17 protein-coding genes are annotated in these 22836 nt (G+C 63.3%); 8 read left to right on the top strand and 9 right to left on the bottom strand.

From position 1 onward, the window contains the following. Nucleotides 1-3: 3 nt before the first annotated feature. Nucleotides 4-1683: a putative bifunctional diguanylate cyclase/phosphodiesterase gene (locus ACK8CP_RS02540; RefSeq protein WP_414833248.1), complete on the bottom strand. Its 1680-nt coding sequence runs from the start codon at nucleotides 1681-1683 to the stop codon at nucleotides 4-6. 127 nt (nucleotides 1684-1810) lie between these two features. After that, entirely contained in the window at nucleotides 1811-3577 is a 1767-nt protein-coding gene (locus tag ACK8CP_RS02545) for a SulP family inorganic anion transporter (RefSeq protein WP_414833249.1), read from the bottom strand. A gap of 310 nt (nucleotides 3578-3887) precedes the next feature. Between ACK8CP_RS02545 and ACK8CP_RS02550 the strand changes: the two genes are divergently transcribed. After that, nucleotides 3888-4880 (top strand): KpsF/GutQ family sugar-phosphate isomerase, encoded by a 993-nt coding sequence (locus ACK8CP_RS02550; RefSeq protein WP_414833250.1) that lies wholly within the window; start codon nucleotides 3888-3890, stop codon nucleotides 4878-4880. A 39-nt stretch (nucleotides 4881-4919) separates the two neighbouring features. On the opposite strand, the gene ACK8CP_RS02555 is transcribed toward ACK8CP_RS02550, so the two are convergent. From ACK8CP_RS02555 to ACK8CP_RS02565, 3 genes are all read right to left on the bottom strand, one after another. Next, nucleotides 4920-6734: an SLC13 family permease gene (locus ACK8CP_RS02555; protein WP_414833251.1), complete on the bottom strand. Its 1815-nt coding sequence runs from the start codon at nucleotides 6732-6734 to the stop codon at nucleotides 4920-4922. A gap of 75 nt (nucleotides 6735-6809) precedes the next feature. After that, nucleotides 6810-8969 (bottom strand): glucans biosynthesis glucosyltransferase MdoH, encoded by a 2160-nt coding sequence (mdoH, locus tag ACK8CP_RS02560; RefSeq protein WP_414833252.1) that lies wholly within the window; start codon nucleotides 8967-8969, stop codon nucleotides 6810-6812. After that, nucleotides 8966-10531 (bottom strand): glucan biosynthesis protein, encoded by a 1566-nt coding sequence (locus ACK8CP_RS02565; RefSeq protein ID WP_234628492.1) that lies wholly within the window; start codon nucleotides 10529-10531, stop codon nucleotides 8966-8968. The genes mdoH and ACK8CP_RS02565 overlap by 4 nt, the downstream gene beginning before the upstream one ends. Before the next feature lie 280 nt (nucleotides 10532-10811). On the opposite strand from ACK8CP_RS02565, the gene ettA reads away from it, so the two are divergent. Beyond that, nucleotides 10812-12470 carry an energy-dependent translational throttle protein EttA gene (gene ettA, locus ACK8CP_RS02570; RefSeq protein ID WP_414833253.1) on the top strand — a complete coding sequence of 553 codons (1659 nt, stop codon included), beginning with the start codon at nucleotides 10812-10814 and terminating at the stop codon, nucleotides 12468-12470. Between the two features lie 27 nt (nucleotides 12471-12497). Here the strand turns inward: ettA and ACK8CP_RS02575 are convergent, their stop codons facing one another. The 4 genes from ACK8CP_RS02575 to ACK8CP_RS02590 all read right to left on the bottom strand — a co-directional run bounded on the left by ACK8CP_RS02575 (nucleotide 12498) and on the right by ACK8CP_RS02590 (nucleotide 16125). Next, nucleotides 12498-12761, bottom strand: coding sequence for a hypothetical protein (locus ACK8CP_RS02575; protein WP_414833254.1), 264 nt, complete (start codon nucleotides 12759-12761; stop codon nucleotides 12498-12500). Nucleotides 12762-12796: 35 nt separating this feature from the next. Further along, complete coding sequence (locus ACK8CP_RS02580) at nucleotides 12797-13561, bottom strand: DpnI domain-containing protein (RefSeq protein WP_414833255.1); 765 nt, start codon at nucleotides 13559-13561, stop codon at nucleotides 12797-12799. 177 nt (nucleotides 13562-13738) lie between these two features. Continuing rightward, a complete protein-coding gene (locus ACK8CP_RS02585) occupies nucleotides 13739-15058 on the bottom strand; it encodes an APC family permease (protein WP_414833256.1) in 1320 nt (439 codons plus the stop codon). A gap of 101 nt (nucleotides 15059-15159) precedes the next feature. Continuing rightward, nucleotides 15160-16125 (bottom strand): MBL fold metallo-hydrolase, encoded by a 966-nt coding sequence (locus tag ACK8CP_RS02590; RefSeq protein ID WP_414833257.1) that lies wholly within the window; start codon nucleotides 16123-16125, stop codon nucleotides 15160-15162. 233 nt (nucleotides 16126-16358) lie between these two features. Here ACK8CP_RS02590 and ACK8CP_RS02595 point away from each other — a divergent pair, with 233 nt between their 5' ends. The 6 genes from ACK8CP_RS02595 (at nucleotide 16359) to ACK8CP_RS02620 (ending at nucleotide 22635) form a co-directional block, all read left to right on the top strand. Continuing rightward, the gene (locus tag ACK8CP_RS02595) at nucleotides 16359-17465 is read left to right on the top strand and encodes an alkene reductase (RefSeq protein WP_261214356.1); all 1107 of its coding nucleotides are present in this window, start codon (nucleotides 16359-16361) and stop codon (nucleotides 17463-17465) included. Nucleotides 17466-17571: 106 nt separating this feature from the next. Beyond that, the gene (locus ACK8CP_RS02600) at nucleotides 17572-18753 is read left to right on the top strand and encodes a lytic murein transglycosylase (protein ID WP_414833258.1); all 1182 of its coding nucleotides are present in this window, start codon (nucleotides 17572-17574) and stop codon (nucleotides 18751-18753) included. 134 nt (nucleotides 18754-18887) lie between these two features. Further along, a complete protein-coding gene (locus ACK8CP_RS02605; RefSeq protein ID WP_414833259.1) occupies nucleotides 18888-19469 on the top strand; it encodes a hypothetical protein in 582 nt (193 codons plus the stop codon). Between the two features lie 483 nt (nucleotides 19470-19952). Further along, nucleotides 19953-20906 carry an ABC transporter substrate-binding protein gene (locus tag ACK8CP_RS02610; protein ID WP_414834176.1) on the top strand — a complete coding sequence of 318 codons (954 nt, stop codon included), beginning with the start codon at nucleotides 19953-19955 and terminating at the stop codon, nucleotides 20904-20906. A gap of 2 nt (nucleotides 20907-20908) precedes the next feature. Further along, a complete protein-coding gene (locus ACK8CP_RS02615) occupies nucleotides 20909-21838 on the top strand; it encodes an ABC transporter permease (protein WP_234628484.1) in 930 nt (309 codons plus the stop codon). After that, nucleotides 21838-22635, top strand: a complete 798-nt coding sequence (locus ACK8CP_RS02620) for an ABC transporter ATP-binding protein (protein WP_234628483.1) — start codon at nucleotides 21838-21840, stop codon at nucleotides 22633-22635. The genes ACK8CP_RS02615 and ACK8CP_RS02620 overlap by 1 nt, the downstream gene beginning before the upstream one ends. Nucleotides 22636-22836: the final 201 nt, after the last annotated feature.

Raw genomic sequence — 22836 nt, forward strand, 5'->3', positions numbered from 1 at the left:
AGCTCAACCGGCGCTTCCTTCAGGTCGATCGGCCCGCATGGTGCAGTTTCGCCTTGCTTCCTCCGCCAGGAAATCTCCGATGCTCTCGGGAGGCAGCGGATAGCTGACGAGGAAACCCTGCGCCGCCGTGCAACCGGAGGCCATGATCCGCCGCCATTGTTCCTGCGATTCCACACCTTCTGCAAGAGTCATCATGCCGAGGCTTCGCCCGAGCGCTGCAATTGCGCTGACGATTGCGGTGCAGTTCGAGTCGTGTGGGTCGGCGCGGACGAAAGACTGGTCGATCTTGATCTTGTCGAACGGAAAACTGCGCAGATAGGACAGGGACGAATAGCCCGTGCCGAAATCATCCATGGAGACGCGCACGCCCATCTTGCGGGCGAGATGCAGGGTTTCCAAAGCCGCCGAATGGTCGGCGATGAGGGCGCTTTCGGTGATTTCCAGCTCCAGGCGGCTGGCGGGAAGCCCCGAGGAATGAAGGGCTTGTTTGAGGGTATCGGCAAAATTGGGCATGCCGATCTGGATGGCCGAGACATTGACGGCGACGGTGAGCGGCTCCTGCCAGCCGGCGGCTTCGTGGCAGGCTGTGCGCAGGACCCATTCTCCGATCGGGACGATCAGCCGCAATTCCTCGGCAATCGGGATGAATTCCGATGGCGATACGGGGCCACGCGTCGGGTGGTTCCAGCGCAAGAGAGCCTCGAAACCGCTGGTGCGGCCCGAGGCGAGATCGCGCTGCGGCTGATAAACGAGCGAGAACTGACGCAGGCCGAGCGCGCGGCGCAGGTCGGTCTCAAGCTCGCGGCGGGCTTTCATCTGCCGATCCATCTCCGGCTCGAAGAAGCAATAGCTCCGGCTTCCCGTGCTGCGACTGCGGCGCAGGGCAAGATGGGCGTTTTTCAGAACGTCGTCGGCGGAGCTGCCGTCGGTCGGCAGAAGCGCAATGCCGATGCTGACGTCGATGTCGATCAGATGTCCGTTGATGAGATAGGAGCGACCGAGGAGATCGACCAGACGCTTGGCCAGTCTGTGGGCCGAGGCCGGTTGCGCCACCTTTCGCTGCAGCACCACGAACTCGTCACCTCCGAGCCGGGCGGCAAGGTCATCCTCGCCGAGCGCCGATTGGAGGCGCTCCGCCAACAGGCTGAGAAGCGCATCGCCGAAAGACTGGCCCAGGGATTCGTTGATCGCCTTGAAGCGTTCCAGGTCGATGGCGATGACGGCGGCCGTGCCAAAGTTCTGCTCACCCGATGCTACCGCGCTCGATGACAGCTCGGCCGTGAGAGCTTCGCGCATGGCAAGACCGTTTCCGAGGCCCGTGATCGGGTCGGTCCGAGCGACTTTGGCCGCCTTGGCGATCTCGGCCATGCGTTCCGACGTATCCTGAGCGATGACGAGCCAGCCATCGGGGAGCGGCTTGCGCTCCAAAACAAAAGTGCGGCCATCGTCGGCCTCGAAGGAGCGGCTTTCGCCCGACGCCAGGAGGGCAGAGGCTTCGAGGCGGATCCTTTCACAATTGTGCGGAAAGCTTCTGTCGAAGGCGTGATTGGTCATCGTCAGTCGACCGCCACGGTCGAAGACCGCGAGCGCGCAGGGAATGTTGTCGAGGACGCTCAAAGCCAGTTCGGCGTCTTCGCGGTCGCTGCGCTCGGCATAGTCGTCTGATCGTGAAAGGGCGGGCATGAAGGGCACGATCCGGAAGGATGGAGTTTTGCAGGCAACGTGTTCTTGCGGGAACGTTGCCTGAAGCTGGAGTGATCAAAACTCGTGCGCTTCAAGGTAAACGAAGTGTGAAGCCGGCTGTGCCGCTCTATGGCCGGGGATCGCTTCCCGCTGTCTCGCCGGCATCTTTGCTGCTGTCGGCGCTTCGTGCTTGCAGGTGGCGAACGGCGCTTTCCGGTGTGCGTCCGAAGCGTGTCTGCGGCGGTCGAACGCCGTGGGTGAAAAGTGTGCGCCGGATTGCCGGAGAGGTGCCCGTGATGAAGAGTTCGACACCCGCCTGATGCGCTTTGCGTGCTGCGCCGGCAATGGTGTTGGCAGCCGTCGAATCGAGCACGGGCACGGCCGAAAAATCGAGGATGAGCGCCTTGCGCTGATCGGCGATGCGGTCGAGGACGGCGCCGACGGTCGATGCCGCGCCGAAGAAGAAGGCGCCCGAGATGCGGTAGACGACGATGTCGGGATCGGTGACGAGGCTCGGATCGTAGGGAACGCGTTCGCGAGAGCTGTCCGCCACATCCGGATCGATGAGCGGCGTCTGATATTCCACCGTGATCGTCTTGGCCATGCGGTTGATGAACAGCATGGCGCCGAGCGCGAAGCCGACCACGATGCCTTCGGTGAGATCGCGGAAGACGGTGAGAAGAAACGTCGCCAGCAGAACGAGGGCGTCGCCCCGGGAGGATCTGATCAAGGCCGCGAAAGCGTGCTTCTCGATCATGTTCCAAGCGACGACGACGAGCACACCGGCAAGGGCCGGCAGCGGAATATAGGCCGCGAGCGGGGCGGCCAGCAGCATGAAGAGAAGCAAAAAGACCGAATGCGCCATGCCGGCGATCGGACCGCGCGCGCCGGCGCGGACATTGGTGGCCGTGCGGGCGATCGTGCCGGTCGCCGGCACGCCGCCGAAGAGGGCTGCGAAGATATTGGCCGTGCCCTGCGCGGCCAGCTCGCAATTGGAGCGGTGGCGGCGCCCGGTCATGCCATCGGCGACGACCGCGGAAAGAAGGGATTCGATCGCTCCGAGAAGCGCGAAGGCAAGCGCGCTCGGCAGCACGGCCTGGATTTTCTCAAGAGACAGCGATGGCAGGGACGGCATCGGAAGCGTGCGCGGAATGCCGCCGAAGCGGCTGCCGATCGTCTCGACGGGAAGGCCGATGGCGAGCGCCAGAAGCGATGCGATGACCACCGCCATGAGCATTCCGGGCCAGCCGGGCCGCCAGCGCTTCGCCAGAACGATGATGGCCACCGTCACGACCGCGAGAAGGAGGGCTGCGGGGCTTGCCGTCGGTACCGCGGCTGCGAGCACTTCGAGCTTGTCGAGGATCGGCCCGGGCTCCGGACCGGAGAGGGTGAGGCCCAGGAAATCCTTCAGCTGGCTCGTGAAGATGATGATGCCGATGCCGGCCGTGAACCCGACGGTGACCGGGTAGGGAATGAATTTGATGTAGGTGCCAAGGCGCAGAAAACCGGCGATGACGAGAAAGATGCCGGAAATGAGCGTGGCGAGCAGGAGCCCGTCGATGCCGTGCTGCTGCACGGTGGTTGCGACGAGAACGATGAAGGCCCCGGCCGGGCCGCCGATCTGAAAGCGGCTGCCGCCGAGCATCGAAATGAGGAAGCCGCCGACGATCGCCGTATAGAGTCCGCGGTCCGGGGTGACGCCGCAGGCGATCGCAATCGCCATTGAGAGCGGCAGGGCGACGATCGCAACCGTGAGGCCGGCGACGAGGTCGCTCTTGAACGCCGTCAGCCCGTAACCTTCACGCAGAACGGTGATGAGCTTCGGCGTGAACAATTCGGCGAAACTCGGCTCGGCGAAATCGACGGGAATGCGCTTGTCGGCGGGTGTGGTCATGGAACGCGGCTGGTGAAAGGGCCCTGCATACGCCCTTGGGCGGCCTCCGCAATCCAATTTTCGTCGGAGACGGGTTTTCGTCCGGGCTGATGTCGCAAGCGGTACCGGACGTCGCTGCGTGGACGAAAGGGATGGCCCGCAACAGGGTGGATCACGCGAAACCTTTCAACCGGGATGCTGATCGCATGGCAGTTGAGGTAGCCTCGGTGCGCGGCGGTTGCCGCGGTCTGCAGGGCCGCTCTGCACACCCTTGCCATTGACCCGCTCAATGCCGCGCAATAGAGCGACGAAAAGGATCGGCGGAGTACCTATGTTGAAGCTCGCAGCCACCTCCCACGACGCGCTCGATGCCTCGATCAAGAAGACGATCGAGATCGCTGCCGCAGGTCTCGGCGAGGTGCAGAACCAGATTTCCGAGGGGCCGCTCGGCGACCAGATCGAAAGCGCCGTGCGTTTGATCTTGTCTCTCAAAGGCCGTGTCATGGTGGCCGGCATCGGCAAGAGCGGCCATATCGGTCGCAAGATCGCGGCGACGCTCGCCTCGACCGGAACGCCGGCCTATTTCGTGCATCCGACCGAGGCAAGCCACGGCGATCTCGGCATGATCACGCGCGAAGATGCGATCCTGGGCCTCTCCTGGTCGGGAGAGACCACGGAATTCGCGAGCCTTCTCGCCTATTCCGAACGCTTCTCCGTTCCTTTGATCGCGCTCACCTCGGGCGGACATTCGACGCTTGCGAAGGCGGCCACGATCCCGATCGTCCTGCCGAAGGTGACGGAGGCCTGTCCGCACGGGCTCGCGCCGACGACGTCCACGCTCATTCAGCTTGCCGTGGGCGATGCGATCGCCATGGCGCTCCTGGAGGCGCGCTCGTTCGGAGCGCAGGATTTCAAGGTCTTTCATCCGGGCGGGCAGATCGGGGCGCAATTGCGCCAGGTCGCGGAGATCATGCATGGCGAGGCGAGCCTGCCCCTATGCGGCCTCGGCTCCGGCATGGGCGATGCGATCCTGACCATCACCGAAAAGGGGTTCGGGACGGTGGGCGTCGTCGATGGGGCGGGCAAGCTCGTGGGCATCATCACCGACGGTGATATCCGCCGCCACATGGCCGACCGGCTCGTCGACAAGAAGGTCGATGACGTGATGACGCGCACGCCGAAGACGGTTGCCGCGGATGCGCTTCTCGCCACCGCCATGCGCGAGATGGAAGGCAAGAAGATCAACGTGCTCTTCGTCGTCGACGAGGGCCGCCCGATCGGCATCGTGCATATGCTCGATCTTCTGCGGGCGGGGGTCGCCTGAGGCCCCTCCCGAGCCTTCACGTGCTTTCAGACCCGCCGATCAGCCTTCGAGCGGCCAGATCAGCGGAATGGTGAAGATGCTCGCCAGGCCGACGATGATGTTCATCGGCAGGCCGATCTTGACGAAATCCGTGAAGCGATAGCCACCCGCCACATAGACGAGCGTGTTCGTCTGATAGCCGATCGGCGTGGCGAAACTCGCACTCGCGCCGAACATGACGGCCACCGCAAACGGGCGAGGATCGAGCCCGAGCTGCGCCGCGAGCCCCACAGCGATGGGGGTGATGACGACCGCCACGGCGTTGTTCGTCACCATCTCGGTCAGGACGGAGGTCAGCGCATAGACTGCCGCCAACAGGACGATCGGCGGCAGCACCTGAAGATAGGGCAGCGTGGTGTCGATGATCAGTTTGATGGCACCCGATCTGTCGATGCCTTCGCCGACCGCGAGCATGCCGAAAATGAGGATGAGAATGCGCCCGTCGATGGCGCCAAAGGCTTCATCGGGGTCGATGCAGCGGCTGAGGAGGACCGCCGCGACGCCGAGGATGGCGAGGCCGGCGATCGGCATCAGATCGAAAGCCGCGGCCGCGACCACGACGGCAAGGACGAGCCCGGCCACCGGCGCCTTGGTGCGCCGATAGGGGCGGGCCTCCGGCTGATCGATGTTGAAGATGCCGCCTTCCCTGACGAGCTCCGCAAGACCCTTCGTATTGCCTTCCAGAAGCAGGGCATCGCCCGGCTGAAGGGCGACCGCATTGAGATTGTGGCCGAGCCAGTGGCGGTGACGGCTGACGGCGAGAGCCGATACGCCATAGCGGCTGCGCAAGGCGAGATCGGGAATGCGCAGGCCGGCATATTGGGAATCGGGTGAAATTAGCGCCTCGACGAGTTCCGGCGGCTTGCCTTCTTCGTCCGGCTGTGGCGGCTCGCTCGTTCCCATGCGAATGCCGGAGGTCTGGCGAATGCCGAGAAGTTCGCTGAGGGAGGCGCTGACGGCGACCCGGTCACCCGCCTGCAACGGTTCCTTCTGCAAATTGCGGCGCAGGACCCGGCCGCCGCGCCGGATCGCGAGCAAGGCCACGCCAGGCTCGTTGAGGCTTGCGACGTCGCCGAGCGTCCGCCCGATCAGTGCCGAATCTTCTGGGATGCTGAAATCGCTGATGAAGGCCGCACCCTCCTGCGCGCCCATGACGTCGCCGAAGGTTGGACGTTCCGGCAGAAACCGTTGCGTCACGAAGAGATAGAAGCTGCCGACGGCGGCGACGACGAGCCCGACCGGAGCGAGCGAAAAGATGGTGAAAGGCTCGAGCCCCAGATCGCGCGCCACACCGTCGACCAGAATGTTGGTGGAGGTGCCGATGAGCGTGCATGTGCCGCCGAGAATGGCGGCATAGGACAGGGGGATGAGAAGCTTGGAGGGAAGCGACCCGACCGAGCGGGCGAGGCCCATCACGACCGGGATGAGCACCATCACCACCGGCGTGTTGTTCAGAAAGGCGGAGGCGGCGATCGTCGCGCCCAGAACGCCGACGATCGCGTAAACGGGTCGCCGCGTCGCCCGGCTCAGAATGAAGCGGGACATGGCATCGAGCGCGCCGGTGCGAACGAGCGCACCGGACAAGACGAACATCGCGCCGATGGTGATCGGAGCCGGATTGGCGAAAACGCTCAACACCGTGTTCGTGTCGAGAATGCCGAGCGCGAGAAACGCGGCGGCACCGAGCGTTGCGACGACTTCCGGAGAGAAACGCTCCCACATGAAGAAGACGAACATCAGCGCCAGGATCGCCAGAGCGACGACGGCCTGGTTGGCGTGCAGAAACTCCATCACGACCGCGCGCGCGATCTGCAATTGCGGAGATCGGCAGGGCCGGTGTGGCCCGGCACGGAAGGCGCCTTCATGGCATAGTCCGGTATCAGGATGGGGTCAGGCTGCTGCTTCTTCGCGGGAGCGGCTTGCCGCTGCGAGCTTTGCCAGCCGCTCCATCTCTGACGGATGCGCGGCGACGGCGAGACGCTCTTGCGGGTCGAGCCAGGCAAGCGCTTCGGACAGATTTGTGGCATCCGAGATCTTCTTGGCGGCGCTCAGGAGGAAGCGGTCGACCTGACCGCGGTCCTTGGGGGCCGGGGGCGTCAGCCATGCGAAATAGGCCTGACGCAGATCGGACGATTGCGCGACTGCCGCCAGCGGATCATCGCCGAGCTCGGGCCGTTCGGTGAGAATTTCATCGCGCGCGCACGCGATCGCGGGCCGCTCGACCTCTTCCGGAATGAGGAGAAGCTTCATGCCGCGCAGGGCGTTGCCGATCTCCTCGCTGGCGCTCCAACGCGACAGAAGCGGCGAGAAGACGAGACCGATGACGATCGGCGACAGCCAGGCAAGGATGGCGGGCGAGACGAAGATGGCGACGGCGGTGAGGAAAATGCCGAAGAGAACGTGGGTGCGGTGTGTCCCCCAGAGTGCCGACCAGGCCTCGGCGCTGCCGCCCTTGCGGCTTTGCGGTGCCCAGCCGGAATCCTTGCGCCGCAGGATGTCCCAGACATGCCGGCTCTGCAGGAGCATCATGATCGGGGCGTAAAGGGTGGAGGCGACGATTTCGAGGAGCATGCTGAGCGTGACGGCCACAGCGCCGCCATGGGCGCGCCGCAGGCGCCTGGAGAAAATCACGCGCAGCGTGCCGAAGATTTTTGGAATGAACAAAATCACGAGCGTGAAGACGAAGAGCGTCAACATGCGCTCTGAATCGAAGACCGGCCAGTTCGGGAAGAGCTGATGGTCGTCGCCGAAATAGACCGGCGTGACGAGCTTCGCCTGCACGGCGAGAACCAGACCGACGAGGATCAGGAGCAGCCACAAGGGCGAGGAGAGGTAGCTCATGATGCCGATGAAGAAGTGCAGACGCGAGGGACCGGCAAGGCCCTTGGCGCCGATCACCTTGGAGTGTTGCAGATTGCCCTGCGCCCAGCGCCGGTCGCGCACGGCCGTCGCCAACAGAGACGGCGGGCTCTCCTCCCACGAATCCACGAGGTCCGTCGCCATCTCCACCTTGTAGCCGGCACGGCGCAAAAGCGCCGCCTCGACGAAATCGTGGCTCAGGATATGGCCACCGAAGGGCGGGTCGCCCGGCAGGGGCGGGAGGCCGCAAGCCTTGGCGAAAGCGCGCGTGCGGATGATCGCATTGTGGCCCCAGTAATTGCCGTCGGAGCCCTGCCAGGCTGCCATTCCGCCGGCGACGACCGGGCCATAGACCGCACCGGCAAACTGCTGCATCCGCGCGAAGAACGAGTTTCCGTCGAAGAGCCGCGGCACGCTCTGGAAGAGGGCGAGATTGGGATCCTCTTCCATGCGCGCCACCATGCGCAGCACGGTGTCCGCCCGCATCAGGCTGTCGGCATCGAGGACGAGCATGAAGTCGTAGCGTCCACCCCAATTGGCGACGAACTGCTCGATGTTGCCGGCCTTCTTGGCCGAATTGATCGCCCGCCTGCGATACCAGACCGGCAGGGTGCCGGCGAGCGCATCGGTGAGGCGGTGCATGGCCAGCGTCTCACGCACCAGGGATTCGGCGCGATTGGAATCCGACAAGACGACGATTTCGAAGGCGTGTGCCTGGCCGGCGCGCGCGATGTCCTCGGCCATCGCCTGAAGGCTGGCGGCGACCATGTCGGCATCTTCGTTATAGACCGGCATGACGATCGCCGTTCGGCTCTTCAGCGGATGCTTCGGAACGGGCGGCGTCGGCAGCGGGCGCGGGGCGAGAAGGCCGGCGACAGCAAAGCTCGTCGACATCGCGATCCAGGAATAGGTAATCGCGAAGAGGATCGTCATGATCCCTTCCAGGATCGTGATGCCGCCTGCCGAGACGACGGCGATCATCTCGTGCACGCCGTAATAGATGAGGCCGCCCGCCGTCAGGATCGCGATCAGCCGCGCATAACGCGCCGCGGCCGGATTGTTGCGCGGCAGAGCATCGACCGGCTCCTTCGAAAAGTCTTGATGCGGCATCGCCAGCGGATGCTGCGGCGGCATCGGCCCGAAGGGCCTCAAGACACGTTCGTCAGGATGGTCGTGCTTCTGGTCGCTCATTGGGGGACCCAACGGTAGAGCCAGGTTTCGCTGGCGGGCTCGCCATTGGCGACGAGACGCACGCGGAATTCCGTCAACTGATCCTCCGGCTCAAAGAGGAACGTCGCTCTGACACCGCCAACAAGCGGGTTCGGCTGCAAAACCTGCCCCTTGATGGCGCCGTGATTGGCGGAGACCTCCAACGACAGGCCGTCAAAGGCCGGAAGAGTGCCCTCTTCGGGAATGAAATCGATGACGTAAAGGTTGCTCGTATCGTGAAAGTTCCGCCCGGCGCGGCTGTCGGCGGCATAAAGCGAACCGGCGGGAGCTTTCGGCCGGTCGGTCCAGCGCATGCGGTAGGCGAAGGAATAGGGCGCGCCGGGGCTCACATCGTAGGATGGTCGCCAGAAAGTGACGATATTGTCGTGGATTTCCTTGTCGGTCGGGATCTCCAGAAGCTCCACCTGGCCGTTGGCCCAGGTGCCGATCGGCTCGATCCAGACGCTCGGGCGGCGCTCGTAACGGGCTTCCAGATCCTGAAAATCCTGGAAATCGCGGGCGCGCTGGACGAGGCCGAAGCCGCGCGGGGCGGGATCCATGAACGACGAGGATTGCAGCGTCGGATAGTTCGCGAGCGGCCGCCAGATCCACTCGTTGTTGCCGGTCAGCATCTGCAGACCGTCGCTGTCGTGGACCTGCGGGCGGTAATCGTTGAAGCCCGTGCGGTTGAGCGGGCCGAAGAGGAACATCGAGGTGAGCGGCGCCAGGCCGATATGGTGCAGAGGCTGGCGCGGAAAGAGCTCGCCCGTGACCTCGATCACCGTGTCGCGGCCCGGACGCACGACAAAGCGATAGGCCCCCGTCGTCGAGACGCTGTCGAGGAGGGCATAGATGTTCAGAACTTCTTCGCCAGCCTCAGGCTTCTCGATCCAGAAGGTGGTGAAACGGGGAAACTCCTCGCCTTCCGGATCGCCGGTCTTGAGCGCGAGGCCGCGCGCGGACAGCCCGTAATACTGGCCCTGGCCGACCGCGCGGAAGTAGGTCGCGCCCTGGAAGACGAGGAATTCGTCCCACACATTCGGGCTGTTGATCGGGTTGTGGACGCGAAAGCCGGAGAAGCCGATATCGACACCTTCGGGCGGCTGTGGCGCCTGGCGGAAATTGTACATCGCCGGGTCGTAGGCCACCTGGTGCGCCTCGCCGTTCTCGACGATGAAGATGTTGACCCGCTCTTTGAACAGCGCCCCGCGATGGAGAAAGTCCAGCTGGAAGGCGAGGCCTTCGTCGCGCCAAAGGCGGGCTTCGCGCCGGTATTCGATCTCGCGGAACTGCGCATAGTTGAGATCGGCATATTGGGCCGGCAGATCGTCGTCAGCCTCTTTGAACGGGCGCTCGGCGAGCGCGCGCGCCTGCGACTTCAGACCATCCCAGGTAAATGCGTTGTTGCTTGGGGGAGGTGCGGCGATATCGGGTGCCGGATTCTCGGGGTTGTCTGATGAAGCGCCTCTCTGGGCGAATGCATTGCCGCTCGCACTTGATGCCGCGGCTGCCAGAGAAGCAACGAGGAAGGCCCGCCTGTCCATACTCAACTCATATTGTCGGAAAAGACGCGGGCCGAGCGCCCGCGTTCCTAACGCGCCTCATAGCACTCGGTTGCCACGGAAACATGCTTTTTTTGGCGTTGCAGCATGGTTATGCGCGCGGTGAAAGGCTTCGAAGCAAGGTCTCTGGCGGGTCGATAGGAAGAAGATGTGGCAGAGATGGGGCGCGGGCGCCAACTGCGACGCCATTGCTCCCGGCCGCCGCCTCGCTTATGTGGGCTGAAATTCCCTCGCATCTCGAAGACAACGGAGATCGGCGACCATGGCGCGCCAGTTCATTTATCATATGTCCGGCCTGTCCAAGGCCTATTCCGGCGGCAAGAAGGTTTTGGACAACATCCATCTGTCCTTCTACCCGGACGCCAAGATCGGTGTCCTCGGCCCGAACGGCTCGGGTAAATCGAGCCTCCTGCGCATCATGGCCGGGCTCGACAAGGAGTTCACCGGCGAAGCCTGGGCGGCCGACGGCGCACGCGTCGGCTACCTGCCGCAGGAGCCGCAGCTCAACCCGGCCAAAGACGTCAAGGGCAACGTGATGGAAGGGGTCGCCGCCAAGCAGGCGATTCTCGAACGCTACAACGAGCTCATGATGAACTATACCGACGAGACGGCGGAAGAGGCGGCAAAGCTGCAAGATCAGATCGATAGCGCCAATCTCTGGGATCTCGATTCAAAGGTCGACATGGCCATGGAGGCGCTGCGCTGCCCGCCGGGCGACGCGGACGTGAACGTCCTGTCCGGCGGTGAACGCCGCCGTGTGGCGCTGTGCAAGCTGCTTCTGGAAGAACCCGACCTTCTCCTCCTCGACGAGCCGACGAACCATCTCGACGCGGAGACGGTGGCGTGGCTCGAAAAGCATCTGGAGCAGTATCCGGGCGCCGTCCTGATCGTCACCCACGACCGCTACTTCCTCGACAATGTCACGGGCTGGATTCTCGAGCTCGATCGCGGCCGCGGCATTCCGTACGAGGGCAATTACACTGCCTATCTCGATTCCAAGTCGAAGCGCATGCAGCAGGAGCAGCGCGAGGACGAGGCGCGTCAGAAGGTCATCGCCCGCGAGCGCGAATGGATGGGCCGCTCGCCGCAGGCGCGTCAGGCAAAGTCCAAGGCCCGCATCAAGGCCTATGACGAGCTTCTGAAAGCGAATCAGGAACGCATGGCAAGCCGCGATGCGCAAATTGTTATTCCGCCGGGCCCGCGGCTTGGCGACGTCGCCATCGAGGCGGAGGGCCTGACGAAGGGCTTCGGCGATCAGCTGTTGATGGAAGACCTCTCCTTCAAGCTGCCGCCGGGTGGCATCGTCGGCGTCATCGGCCCGAACGGTGCCGGTAAGACGACGCTTTTCCGCATGCTGACGGGGCAGGAGACGCCGGATGCGGGCGAGATCCGTCTCGGCGATACGGCCATCCTCGGCTATGTCGATCAGAGCCGGGACGACATGGACCCGAATTCGACCGTCTGGCAGGAGATTTCCGGCGGGGCGGAGGTGATCCAGCTCGGCAAGCGCGAGATGAATTCGCGCGCCTATGTCGGCGCCTTCAACTTCAAGGGCGGCGATCAGCAGAAGCCGGTCGGCAAGCTCTCCGGCGGTGAGCGCAACCGTGTGCATCTCGCGAAGATGCTGAAATCGGGCGCCAACATTCTGCTGCTCGACGAACCGACCAACGATCTCGATACGGAGACGCTCGCGGCGCTTGAAGAGGCGCTCGAAGATTTCGCCGGCTGCGCCGTCGTCATCAGCCACGATCGCATGTTCCTCGACCGGCTCGCGACGCACATCCTCTCCTTCGAAGGCGACAGCCATGTCGAATGGTTCGAAGGCAACTTCGAGGCTTACGAAGAGGACAAGAAGCGGCGCCTCGGCACCGACGCCGTCGAGAACCCGCGGCGGATCAAATACAAGCCGCTGACGCGGTGAGGGCGAGTACGCACAGTCTGCTGGCCGTCACTTTTTGAATGCCGCTTCTTCGATTGTAGAAAATACCTTGACCGGCCGGTAATCCGGCCGGTTCTCAGCTTTATCATTTGACTGAAGTACTACAAATCCACCTTTCCTTTGCGCTATGATCTCCGTGAGGTCATCACTGATATAAGGGGAAATGTGTCGAGCTCCGCATGCTGGGCAATCGTCATCGCACATCGCGGACCAGTCATCCGTCCATTTTTCTCCGCACTGGTGGCACTTGTAGTAGTTGTGGAACCAGGCCATGCTTGATGCCCTCCTGCTTGCCTTCAAACGAAGCATCAGACCGTCACGATACGATATCGGCCAGCTCCGAGGAATTCCAGATAGCCGCTATCGCGCAGCACTTGTAACTGTTGTCGAATTTTTGGCCTTATGTTTTGATTATGAGGGTAGATCCGACTCAGGTGAACATCAAACGAATACATTTCACCTAGCGTGAATTCTTCTTTCCCTAATTTTTCAACGCACTTCATGACTTCTAGAAGCCATCCTCGCGTTTCTTCCGACGAATTCCGGAGAAAGCGTGTCTGCTCCCACTGGCGGAGTACTACATCCTTGGATACCGCTGCGCCGTCGCGGACGATGGATATCTTTCCCGCTTCGGGAATCTCGTTTAGCAAGATGTTGCAACCGATCCAGCCTGCCCGCCGCGCAGTCGATCCCAAGGGCTTGCGTTCTTCGATCACGTCAATGACGAAGAAATGTTTGGGGACAGCGTAGACATTCTTTACTGCCCGCTCGTTCGGATCATAATTTAGTAGGATAAGACTCGGATTGGTGAGCGATGCGAGGCGCTCCTTCATAGTCCGAAAGGCTCCGTCAACAACTTTCCTGCCAAAGGCCGACTTCTGGCTCTTAAGCTCGTATTGCTCGCTGCATTGAGGGCAGTAGAAGTCCGCGACAGGCAGGTTCGGCGGAAGTTGGTTGATTTTTGGATTTCCGCAGTTCGGGCAGAACAACCAGGTTCCTACCCACTGTTCGGTCCATGCCCGTGCGCTCTGCGAGCCGCTCGAATAGGCAGACTGTCGCTCTTCGAAACCCATCTTCATGGGCTCGATGCTGCATGAAGCAGTTCAAGATGTTCTTAAGCTGCGGCCGGTCGAGGCGGCTCTTAGACGGCCGCGCTGCAGGGTATATTTGTGGCCTCCTCAAAAGCACTGAATGACTGTGGCTCTTAGCTTTTGGGGCGCTTCGGCGCCCTTGCTTTTTGAGGCTTTCGGTCAGGCTTTTGTCTCGACCGGCAAGCCCGTGTGCCGGCGAGGGCCGCGGCGCCAGATGAGGGCCGCTTCCACGAGGATCGCGGTCCCGTAAGCCCCGGCGAGCCAGGCGAGGCTCACCTTGTCCTCCTGCCAGGTGTGCCACATCAGGACGGCGAAGCTCGCCGCGGCGAGCACGCTGCCTGTGAGCGGCAGGAGCAGGGATATCTTGATCCGCCGTGCGAGGCGGAACGCGGCGAGGTTCACCGCCGTGAAGATCACCAGGAAGGTGGCACTCGCAAAGGTGGAGATGACCTGCAGCGGTGCGGCGAGCGTGAAGGCGATCGCAAGCACCGTCAGGACGATCAGGGAAACGAAGGGCACCGGGCGGGTGCGCTCGCGCATGGAGAAGATTTTCGGCAGGGCATGTTCGCGGGCCATCACCATGGCGAGGCGCGCCGCACCGAAGAGTGTGGCGTTGATGGCCGAGGCGGTGGAAAGGAGGGCGGCGATGCCGATCAGCGTGAAGCCCGCCGCGCCGAGTGTCGGGCGGGCAGCGACGGCGAGCACGTATTCCTGATCCTTCTGGATCTCCTGAGGCGTCAGATTGCCGAGAGCCGCGATCGCGACGACGACATAGATCGCGGCGGTGACGAGGATCGCGATCACGATCGCCCGCGGCAGGTTTCGCTCCGGGTTTGCCATTTCATCGACGGCGTTCGGAATGAGTTCGAAGCCTTCATAGGCGACGAAAATGAGCGCGATCGCGGCGATCGGCGCGGTCACGCCGAGATTGAAGACCGGCACGAAATGGTCGGCCTTGATGCCGCCCATGGCGACGGCGGCAAACAGCGCCAGAATGGCGAGCTTGATCGCGACGACGCCGAGCTCGACGCCGCCGGAGATTTTGGCGCCGACGAGATTGATGGCGAGGAAGAGCCCGAGGACGAAGGCGCCCAAGGCACCCGGCGCCCAGGCCGGATCGATGGTCTTGGGCAGAAGGCTTGCGCCATATTCGCCGAAGGCGCTCGCATAGAGGGCGAGCGTGCCGACATAGCCAGCCACCAGCAGCCAGCCCGCGACGCCGGCGATCGCAGGCGCGGCGAACGCCTTCTCGATATAGGTGAAGCTGCCGCCGTCATCGCGAAAGGTGAGGCCGAGACGGGCGTAGGAGAGGCCGGTCAGAAGCGCGATCGCGCCGCCACCTGCGAGGGTTAGCGCAACCGCGTGGCCGGCCGTCGCCATCGCCAGGCCGAGAACGGCGAAGATGCCGCCACCGATCATGCCGCCGATGCCGAGAGCGGTCACCTCGACGAGACTGAGTTTTTCCGATTTTTGCGCCATCTTGTCCGTTTGCCAGCAATTGCAGCTGCTGCGTCCCTCGGCAAGTGGTCGCGCCGGAGGAGGGGGAGGCAAGGGCCGAGACGGTTTTGACGGCGGCGGTGTCAGTGGCCCGGCAGAACCAGCACTTTCGGGTCGAGCGGCAGGGTGGCGACCGAGACCGTGGTTTCTGCGCTCGGATTGATCTCGACGGCAAAATCCTCGCCGAGGCGGGAGAGGAAGCGCTGCAGCGTGCCCATGCCGAAATAATGCATGGGCAGGATGAGGCGCGACTTCAGAACTTTCAGCGTTTCCACGACCGCGTCCTGGCTCATCGTGTAGGAGCCGTCGACCGCCACCATGACAACGTCGAGCTGGCCGATGACGCCGAGATCTTCGGGCGCCAGCACATGGTGGAGGTGGCCGAGATGGCCGATGCAAAGGCCCGCAATCTCGAAGATGAAGATGGAATTGCCGGCCGTCTCGCGCCCGCCGAAGCTGCGAATGTCGGTCGGCACGTTGCGGATGAGGACATCGCCGACGGTGAGGTTGTGGTGGGCTTCGCCGCCTTGCGGGTTCCAGCCGCGCAGGACATGGGCGATCGCCGGATCGGGCTGGTCGGTGTAATGCGAGGAATGGGCGTGGTTCATGGTGACGACGTCCGGCGTCACGCCGCCGGCCCAGCCGTCGTAATCGGTGGCGATCGTCACGCCCTCTGGGCTTTCGATGAGAAAGGTGGCGTGGCCGACGAAGCGGATCGTCACCTCGCCCTGCTCGGGCGGTCTTAAGGCGAAGGGCTTGCCCTGGATGAGGTGCCGTGCGGGCGCGTCGAGGCGGCGATAGCTCGCATAGAGCGTAGGTGGGGCGGCTTCTGCGATCGCGAGGCAGCGGCTCGGTGTCTGACGTTCCGTCCGCTCCTGAACGGGCAAGGGCGCGGCGTTTCCCGCTGTGCCAAAGGGGCCGATCGAAGCTGCAAGGGCAATGATGGCGGCACCGATTGTGTGGGCAATCGAGCGGGCGACTGGGCGGCTGATGGCAGGGGAGGCGCGTCCCCTCATCCGCAGCCGGCGGAGTGGCGAAGGCGGCGGCATGGCCCTCTCTCCCATCAAGCCTTCATCTGAATGAGTGTAGCGGGAGTTGCATGTGCCGCAACGCCGGCTGCGCCACTACACGGCAACTTGACCGAACCGAAACCTTGCGGCCTTTGTTGATGCCGGCCTGGCGAGTAGGCGATTTTGCGCGGCCGTCATGACTGGCGAGATTTTGCACCGCACCTAGTTAGATGCGCAACGACACCCGCCCGCCGTTTTGAGAAGGGAAGTTTATGTCTGAGACATTGTCGAAGCTCTTTCAGCCGATCGATCTCGGTCCCGTACCGCTTGCCAACCGCATCGTCATGGCGCCGTTGACGCGCAGCCGCGCCGACGAGAACGATGCGCCGCGGGACTGGCATGTGGAATATTACCGCCAGCGTGCCTCGGCCGGCCTGATCATCGCGGAAGCGACGCAGATCACGCAGCAGGGCAAAGGTTATGCCTGGACGCCCGGCATCCATTCCGACCTGCAGGTGGAGCGCTGGCGTGCGGTCACCGACGCCGTGCACGACGCGGGCGGCAAGATCGTCCTGCAATTGTGGCATGTCGGGCGCATCTCGCATCCCGATCTGCAGCCGAACGGTCAGCTGCCGGTCGCACCGTCTCCGGTGAAGCCGAACGTTAAGGCTTTCACGGAGGAGGGTTTCAAGGACGCCGTGGAGCCGCGGGCGCTCAGCGCCGATGAGCTGCCGGGCATCGTCGAGGATTACCGCAAGGCGGCCGCGAACGCTCAGCGTGCCGGTTTCGACGGCGTGGAGATCCATTCCGCCAACGGCTATCTGCTCGACCAGTTCTTGCGCGACAAGACCAACAAGCGCCATGACACCTATGGCGGTTCGCTCGACAACCGCATGCGTTTCCCGCTGCAGGTGGTCGATGCCGTCGTCGATGTGTGGGGGCCGGAGCGGGTCGGCATCCGGATTTCGCCGGTCAGTCCCGCGAACGACATCGCCGATTCCGATCCGGAGATGCTCTTCCGCGCCTATGTGCGTGAACTCTCCGAAAGGCGGCTCGTCTATCTGCACGTCATCGAAGGCGAGACGCGCGGTGCCCGCCAGCCGGACGGACAGTTCGACGTCACCACGTTGAAGCGGGATTTTGCCGGCCTCTATATCGGCAACAACGGCTATACGCGCGAACTCGCGATCTCAGCCGTCGACGAGGGGAAGGCCGACCTCGTGGCTTTCGGACGGCCGTTCATCTCCAATCCCGACCTCGTGGAGCGGCTCAAGCGGAATGCCCCGCTCGCGGAGCCGGATCAGGCGACCTTCTATGGCGGCGACGAGCACGGATATACGGACTATCCGACCCTCTCCGCCGAGACGGAATCTGCCTGAGCGAAAGTTTTGACCGATCCGCGCTCCGCTTCTTGAAAAGGCCCACTTCTTGAATCGTTTGGGGGCCGCGCCAGAATGCGGGGCGCGGGAATCACTAGGAGATCTCATGCGCGCGAAATGTGTATGGACGGCGGCCGTTTTCGGTCTCGTCCTTGCGACGCCGGCTGCCGCTCAGCAATGCGGCGGCGATTTTTCGACCTGGCTCAACGGAGTGAAGCAGGAGGCGGCCGCAGCCGGCGTCTCCGATCGGGGCCTCTCCGCCCTTTCCGGTGTGCAATTCGATCGGCGGGTCATTTCGCGCGATCGCGCGCAGGGCGTGTTCACACAGACGTTTGCCGAGTTCGCGGGCCGTATGGTCAACGATTACCGGCTGAAGAACGGCCGCTCGCTTCTCAACAAATATGCCTCGACCTTCTCGCGCATCGAGCAGAAATATGGCGTCCCGGGGCCGGTGATCTCGGCGTTCTGGGCGCTGGAGACGGATTTCGGCGCCAATCAGGGCGATTTCGATACGCTCAACGCGCTCGCGACCCTCGCGCATGATTGCCGGCGGCCGGAGCTTTTCAGGCCGCAGCTCATCGCCGCCTTGAAGCTCCTCGATCGCGGCGATCTCGCACGCTCGGAGATGAAGGGTGCCTGGGCGGGCGAGCTCGGCCAGACACAGATCCTTCCTTCCGATTATCTCGCTTCCGGCGTCGACTTCGACGGCGACGGGCATGTGAACCTGAAGAAGAGCGTTCCCGACGTGCTCGCGACCGCGGGCAATTTCCTGAACCGCCTCGGCTGGCGTGCGAACGAGCCATGGCTGCAAGAGGTCGTGATTCCGGCCGATCTGCCCTGGGCGGAGGCCGGGCTCTACAACAAAATCCCGGTGAGCAAGTGGGAATCCTGGGGCGTGAAGGCGCGCTCCGGCAATCTGCCGGGCGGTTCTTTGCCCGCCTCTCTCGTCCTGCCGATGGGACGCAACGGGCCGGCCTTCCTCGCCTATCCGAACTTCCATGTCTTCCTGGAATGGAATCAGTCGCTCGTCTACGCCACGACGGCGGCCTATCTCGCCACGCGCCTGGATGGAGCTCCGCGTGCCGATATGGGCAATGCGTCCAGTGGTTTGTCGGGTGCGCAGATGAAGCAGTTGCAGCAGGCGCTTCTCGACAAGGGTTATCAGGTCGGCAAGGTCGATGGCATTCTGGGCGCGATGACGCGTGACGCCGTGCGCTCTGAACAGCTGCGTCTCGGCCTGCCGGCCGATGCCTGGCCGACGGAAGAGCTGCTCGCCAAGATTCGCTGAGCTTTTCTGTCGCGGTGCCGGCCCGCGATCTGTCGCGGCGAAACAAACCCTTCACGACCTCACGGCTAAACGACCTCTGCAGCGATGCGCGAACGAGGCCGTTTGGCCGAGAGAGTTATTTTGGGGGGCGCCAATTGCCAGAATACCGGGTCGCGCAGGTGCGCTTTTCAGAGGGCGGCAAGGCCTATCCCGTCAATTGCCAATACGCCGTGGAACCCGGTCAGTTCGTGATCGTGCGGCTCACGGGGAAGTTTACGCCCCTGCAGAAGGCGCAGGTCGTCTCGGTCGATTACTGGAAGGGTGCCTGCAAGCACAGCGTCGTGTGTCGGGCCGAGCGCGCCGAAGATTACGGAAGCGGGCCAGAGGGCGTTGCAACCGAAGAGGATCTCGATCGCTTTCTTCTCGGCTTCATGCGGATGACGAAATGCGCTGTCGTTCGAGAGACGCCTCAATCCTCCGGACAATATGAGCCGCATCCGCGCTGGGATGCGGCGTATTATTCCGAGAGGTCTTTTAAAAGCGTGCGCCCGGATGGCTACGGCACGGCCGGAAAGCTCGTGATCATCGGTCGCGATGCGCTCTTTTACCGGGCGCCCGATGACGGGCAGCACATCTGGATGGTGGGTGGCGCGCTTCTTGCCGACAAGGTCGTGGCTTTGCCGCGTCCCTTCCGTGATGGCAACGTTTACCGCCAGGCAGCGGAGAACGCGGAGTAGCCACTCGCCGTCGATCTGCGTCCCGATGACCGGAGCCTTGCCGACATCAAGGCCGTCATCGGCGGCAACGGCTATCTGTCCGACGACGTGTATCTTTGATTTTTTTGCGAGCTGCCAAGCCTCATTGATGCGCCGAGAACTCTCTGATGGGCGTAGGTCACAGCAATACGGGTGACCAAGCGCTTTCTGTGCCCGCCGGCCCGATATGCTGCGGCCGCCACGGCTCAATGACAGACGCGTCCGCATAATCCACGATCGGACGAACAACCGCAGGCTTTGGTCGCGGAAGGCGTTGATCGCAGCTTCTGCCGTGCTATTGCGTAAAATCTTGAAAATCGAACTCTTTGGCAGGACGTTCGATGTGCCCGCCTTGGGGGGCGGCGGCTTATCTGCCGGCATCGGATCTGCCACGGGGCCATGAGGCAGATTTCCGTTCTCTCAATCTCGAAAGGCGTTCATATGCAGACCCTCAAAGCTTTCGCTTTGGCCGCGCTCGCACTCGGCATTGCCAGCGCCGCGACCTTCGAGGAATCCAAGGCGCAGGACACGAAGACCGTCGCCATCACCTATATCGTCGAGCATCCGGCGCTCGACGCCGTCCGCAATGGGATGATCGAAGGTCTCGCGGAACGCGGCTACAAGGAAGGTGAAAACCTCAAAATCGTTTCGCGCTCGGCTCAGGGCAATATGGCGACGCAGGCCCAGATCGCCTCCGAATTCGCCGGGCTTGAACCCGATCTCGCCGTCGGCATTTCCACGCCTTCCGCACAGGCCGTCAAACACGCGCTCAAGAACACCCCGGTGATCTTCGCCGCCGTCACCGATCCGGTCGGTGCTGGCCTTGTGGAAAGCCGCGAGAAGCCGGGCGGTCTCGTCACCGGCACGAGCGACCAGCAGCCCTACGAGCCGATGCTCGAGCTCATCAAAGAGCTGATGCCCGACGCCACGAAACTCGGTGTCATCTACAATCCTGGCGAGGCCAATGCGGCCAAACAGGTGGAAGATCTGAAGACCGCGGTCGAGCCTTTCGGCATGACGCTGGTCGAGGCGCCTGCAGCGCAGTCGACGCTCGTCGCCGATGCGGCACGCAGCCTGGTCGGGCGGGCGGACGTCGTGCTTCTTCCGGTCGACAACACCGTCGTCTCGGTGCTTGAAGGTGTCGTCACGGTCGGCGAACGCGCCGGTCTGCCGGTGTTTGCCTCCGACGTCGATTCCGTCAATCGCGGCGCCATCGCAGCCCTCGGCTTCGACTATTACAAGATGGGCGTCCTGTCCGGCGACATGGCGGCCGATATCCTCGACGGCAAGTCGCCGGCCGATATCCCGGTGGCCGTTTCCGACAGCCAGGATCTTTATCTCAACGCCACCTCGGCCGAGAAAATGGGCGTCACCATTCCGGACGACGTTTTGGCCAAGGCGAAGAAGGTCGTTCGCTAATTATGAGCCTTTTCGCCTTCGCTGGCGCCCTTGAATCGGGACTTCTTTTTTCGCTCGTCGCGCTCGGGGTGTTTCTCTCGTTCCGCGTGCTCGACTTTCCCGATTTGACGGTCGACGGCAGTTTTCCGCTCGGAGCGGCGGTTGCGGCCGCCGCTCTCGCCTCCGGTGTCGATCCGTTTCTTGCAACCGGGCTTGCGATCGTCGCGGGCTGGGGGGCAGGGCTCGTCACAGCGCTTCTCAACGTGCGCTTCGGCATCATGAACCTTCTGTCCGGCATTCTGACGATGGTGGCGCTTTTCTCCATCAATCTCAGGATCATGGGCGGGCCGAACGTGCCCCTCTACAACGTCGATACGGTGTTCGACGTGGCGCAATCCTGGTTCGATTTCGGGCTTTGGACGAACACGGTCCTGATTGCGATCGTGGCCTTTGCGGCGAAGTTCCTCGTCGACTGGTTCTTGAAGACCGAGCTGGGGCTCGCCCTGCGCGCGTCCGGTGAGAATCCGGCCATGGCGGAGGCGCAGGGGATTGCGGTCGGGCGCATGGCGCTCGTCGGCATGGCGATCAGCAACGGCCTCGTCGCGCTCGCCGGCGCCTTGTTCGCGCAGCTTCAGGGCGTGGCGGATGTCTCCATGGGTATCGGCACGATCGTGACCGGCCTTGCCGCCCTCATCATTGGCGAGGCGATCCTCGGCCGGCGCATGGTCTTCGTCGCCACGCTCGGCTGCATCGTCGGAGCGCTCGTCTATCGTCTCTTCATCGCCCTGTCGCTCAGTGCCGGCTTCATCGGCATTCAGCCGCAGGACCTCAATCTCGTGACGGCGATCGTCGTTGCGATTGCGGTCGTCCTGTCCAAGGGGCGCGCGCAAAGAAACCGACGCAGGGCCGGCATGACGCCGCGCCGTGCGGCCGCCGCCAAGAGGGCCGGCTGATGCTGTCGTTGAATAACATCCACGTCACCTTCAACGCCGGCACGCCGACAGAGGTGAGGGCGCTCAGCGACATCAACCTCAAGATCGCGGATGGCGAGTTCGTCACCGTCATCGGCTCGAACGGCGCCGGCAAATCGACGCTTCTGTCGGTCGTCGTCGGCACGGTGAAGCCCGAACGCGGCAGCGTGCATCTCGATGGCGAGGACGTAACGGCCTGGTCTCCGCACCGGCGGGCGATGCATGTCGGCCGGGTCTTTCAGGAGCCGCGGCTCGGCACCTGCTCGTCCCTGTCGATCGAGGAGAACCTCGCTCTCGCGGCGGCGCGCGGCAAAAGTCGGGGCCTCAAGGGCGCACTCGGCACGCGGCAGAACCGCAAATGGCTCGCCGACCAGGTGGCGAAGCTCGAGATCGGGCTGGAAGACCGCATGACGCAGCCGGTCGGCACTTTGTCGGGTGGGCAACGCCAGGCGATCAGCCTGTTGATGGCAACGCTTCTGCCGATGAAGATCCTCGTTCTCGACGAGCATACGGCCGCGCTCGATCCGGGGGCTGCCGCGAAAGTCCTGGCGCTTTCCACAGAGATCGCCGAGACGCGCAAGCTCACGACGTTGATGGTGACGCATTCGATGCGCGATGCGCTGGCCGTCGGCCACCGCACCATCATGATGGATTCCGGCCGCATCGTCCTCGACTTCACCGAAGAGGAGCGGGCGAAACTCACCGTTCAGGATCTCTCGAGCCTGTTCGGACGCGCGATCGGAAAGCAGCTCGACGACGACAAGCTCATGCTCGCGTAAGAGTTCGCATGCGGGTTGTGGGCAGATTGTATAAGAGCTGTGAATCGGTTGTGGGTTTCCTGTTGAAAGAGAGCAGCCGTCAGGTGCGGAAGGCGGAGAAAAAAGTGGCAGGATGGAGCAAATCACTCTGTCCGCTTCGCCGCTTTGTCGGGCTCTTTCTTGTCGCCTTGGCGTTTGCCTTGGTGGGAGCTTCTTCCGGCG

It is taken from the genome of Afifella sp. YEN Y35, assembly GCF_047553465.1.
Taxonomy (GTDB): domain Bacteria; phylum Pseudomonadota; class Alphaproteobacteria; order Rhizobiales; family Afifellaceae; genus Afifella; species Afifella aestuarii.

Coding starts and splice junctions, on each gene's coding strand:
- ACK8CP_RS02585 (WP_414833256.1), bottom strand. CDS start 15,058: ATGGCGCAAAAATCGGAAAAACTCAGTCTCGTCGAGGTGACCGCTCTC.
- ACK8CP_RS02600 (WP_414833258.1), top strand. CDS start 17,572: ATGCGCGCGAAATGTGTATGGACGGCGGCCGTTTTCGGTCTCGTCCTT.
- ACK8CP_RS02580 (WP_414833255.1), bottom strand. CDS start 13,561: ATGGGTTTCGAAGAGCGACAGTCTGCCTATTCGAGCGGCTCGCAGAGC.
- ACK8CP_RS02615 (WP_234628484.1), top strand. CDS start 20,909: ATGAGCCTTTTCGCCTTCGCTGGCGCCCTTGAATCGGGACTTCTTTTT.
- mdoH (WP_414833252.1), bottom strand. CDS start 8,969: ATGAGCGACCAGAAGCACGACCATCCTGACGAACGTGTCTTGAGGCCC.
- ACK8CP_RS02575 (WP_414833254.1), bottom strand. CDS start 12,761: ATGGCCTGGTTCCACAACTACTACAAGTGCCACCAGTGCGGAGAAAAA.
- ACK8CP_RS02595 (WP_261214356.1), top strand. CDS start 16,359: ATGTCTGAGACATTGTCGAAGCTCTTTCAGCCGATCGATCTCGGTCCC.
- ACK8CP_RS02620 (WP_234628483.1), top strand. CDS start 21,838: ATGCTGTCGTTGAATAACATCCACGTCACCTTCAACGCCGGCACGCCG.
- ettA (WP_414833253.1), top strand. CDS start 10,812: ATGGCGCGCCAGTTCATTTATCATATGTCCGGCCTGTCCAAGGCCTAT.
- ACK8CP_RS02550 (WP_414833250.1), top strand. CDS start 3,888: ATGTTGAAGCTCGCAGCCACCTCCCACGACGCGCTCGATGCCTCGATC.
- ACK8CP_RS02540 (WP_414833248.1), bottom strand. CDS start 1,683: ATGCCCGCCCTTTCACGATCAGACGACTATGCCGAGCGCAGCGACCGC.
- ACK8CP_RS02545 (WP_414833249.1), bottom strand. CDS start 3,577: ATGACCACACCCGCCGACAAGCGCATTCCCGTCGATTTCGCCGAGCCG.
- ACK8CP_RS02565 (WP_234628492.1), bottom strand. CDS start 10,531: ATGGACAGGCGGGCCTTCCTCGTTGCTTCTCTGGCAGCCGCGGCATCA.
- ACK8CP_RS02590 (WP_414833257.1), bottom strand. CDS start 16,125: ATGCCGCCGCCTTCGCCACTCCGCCGGCTGCGGATGAGGGGACGCGCC.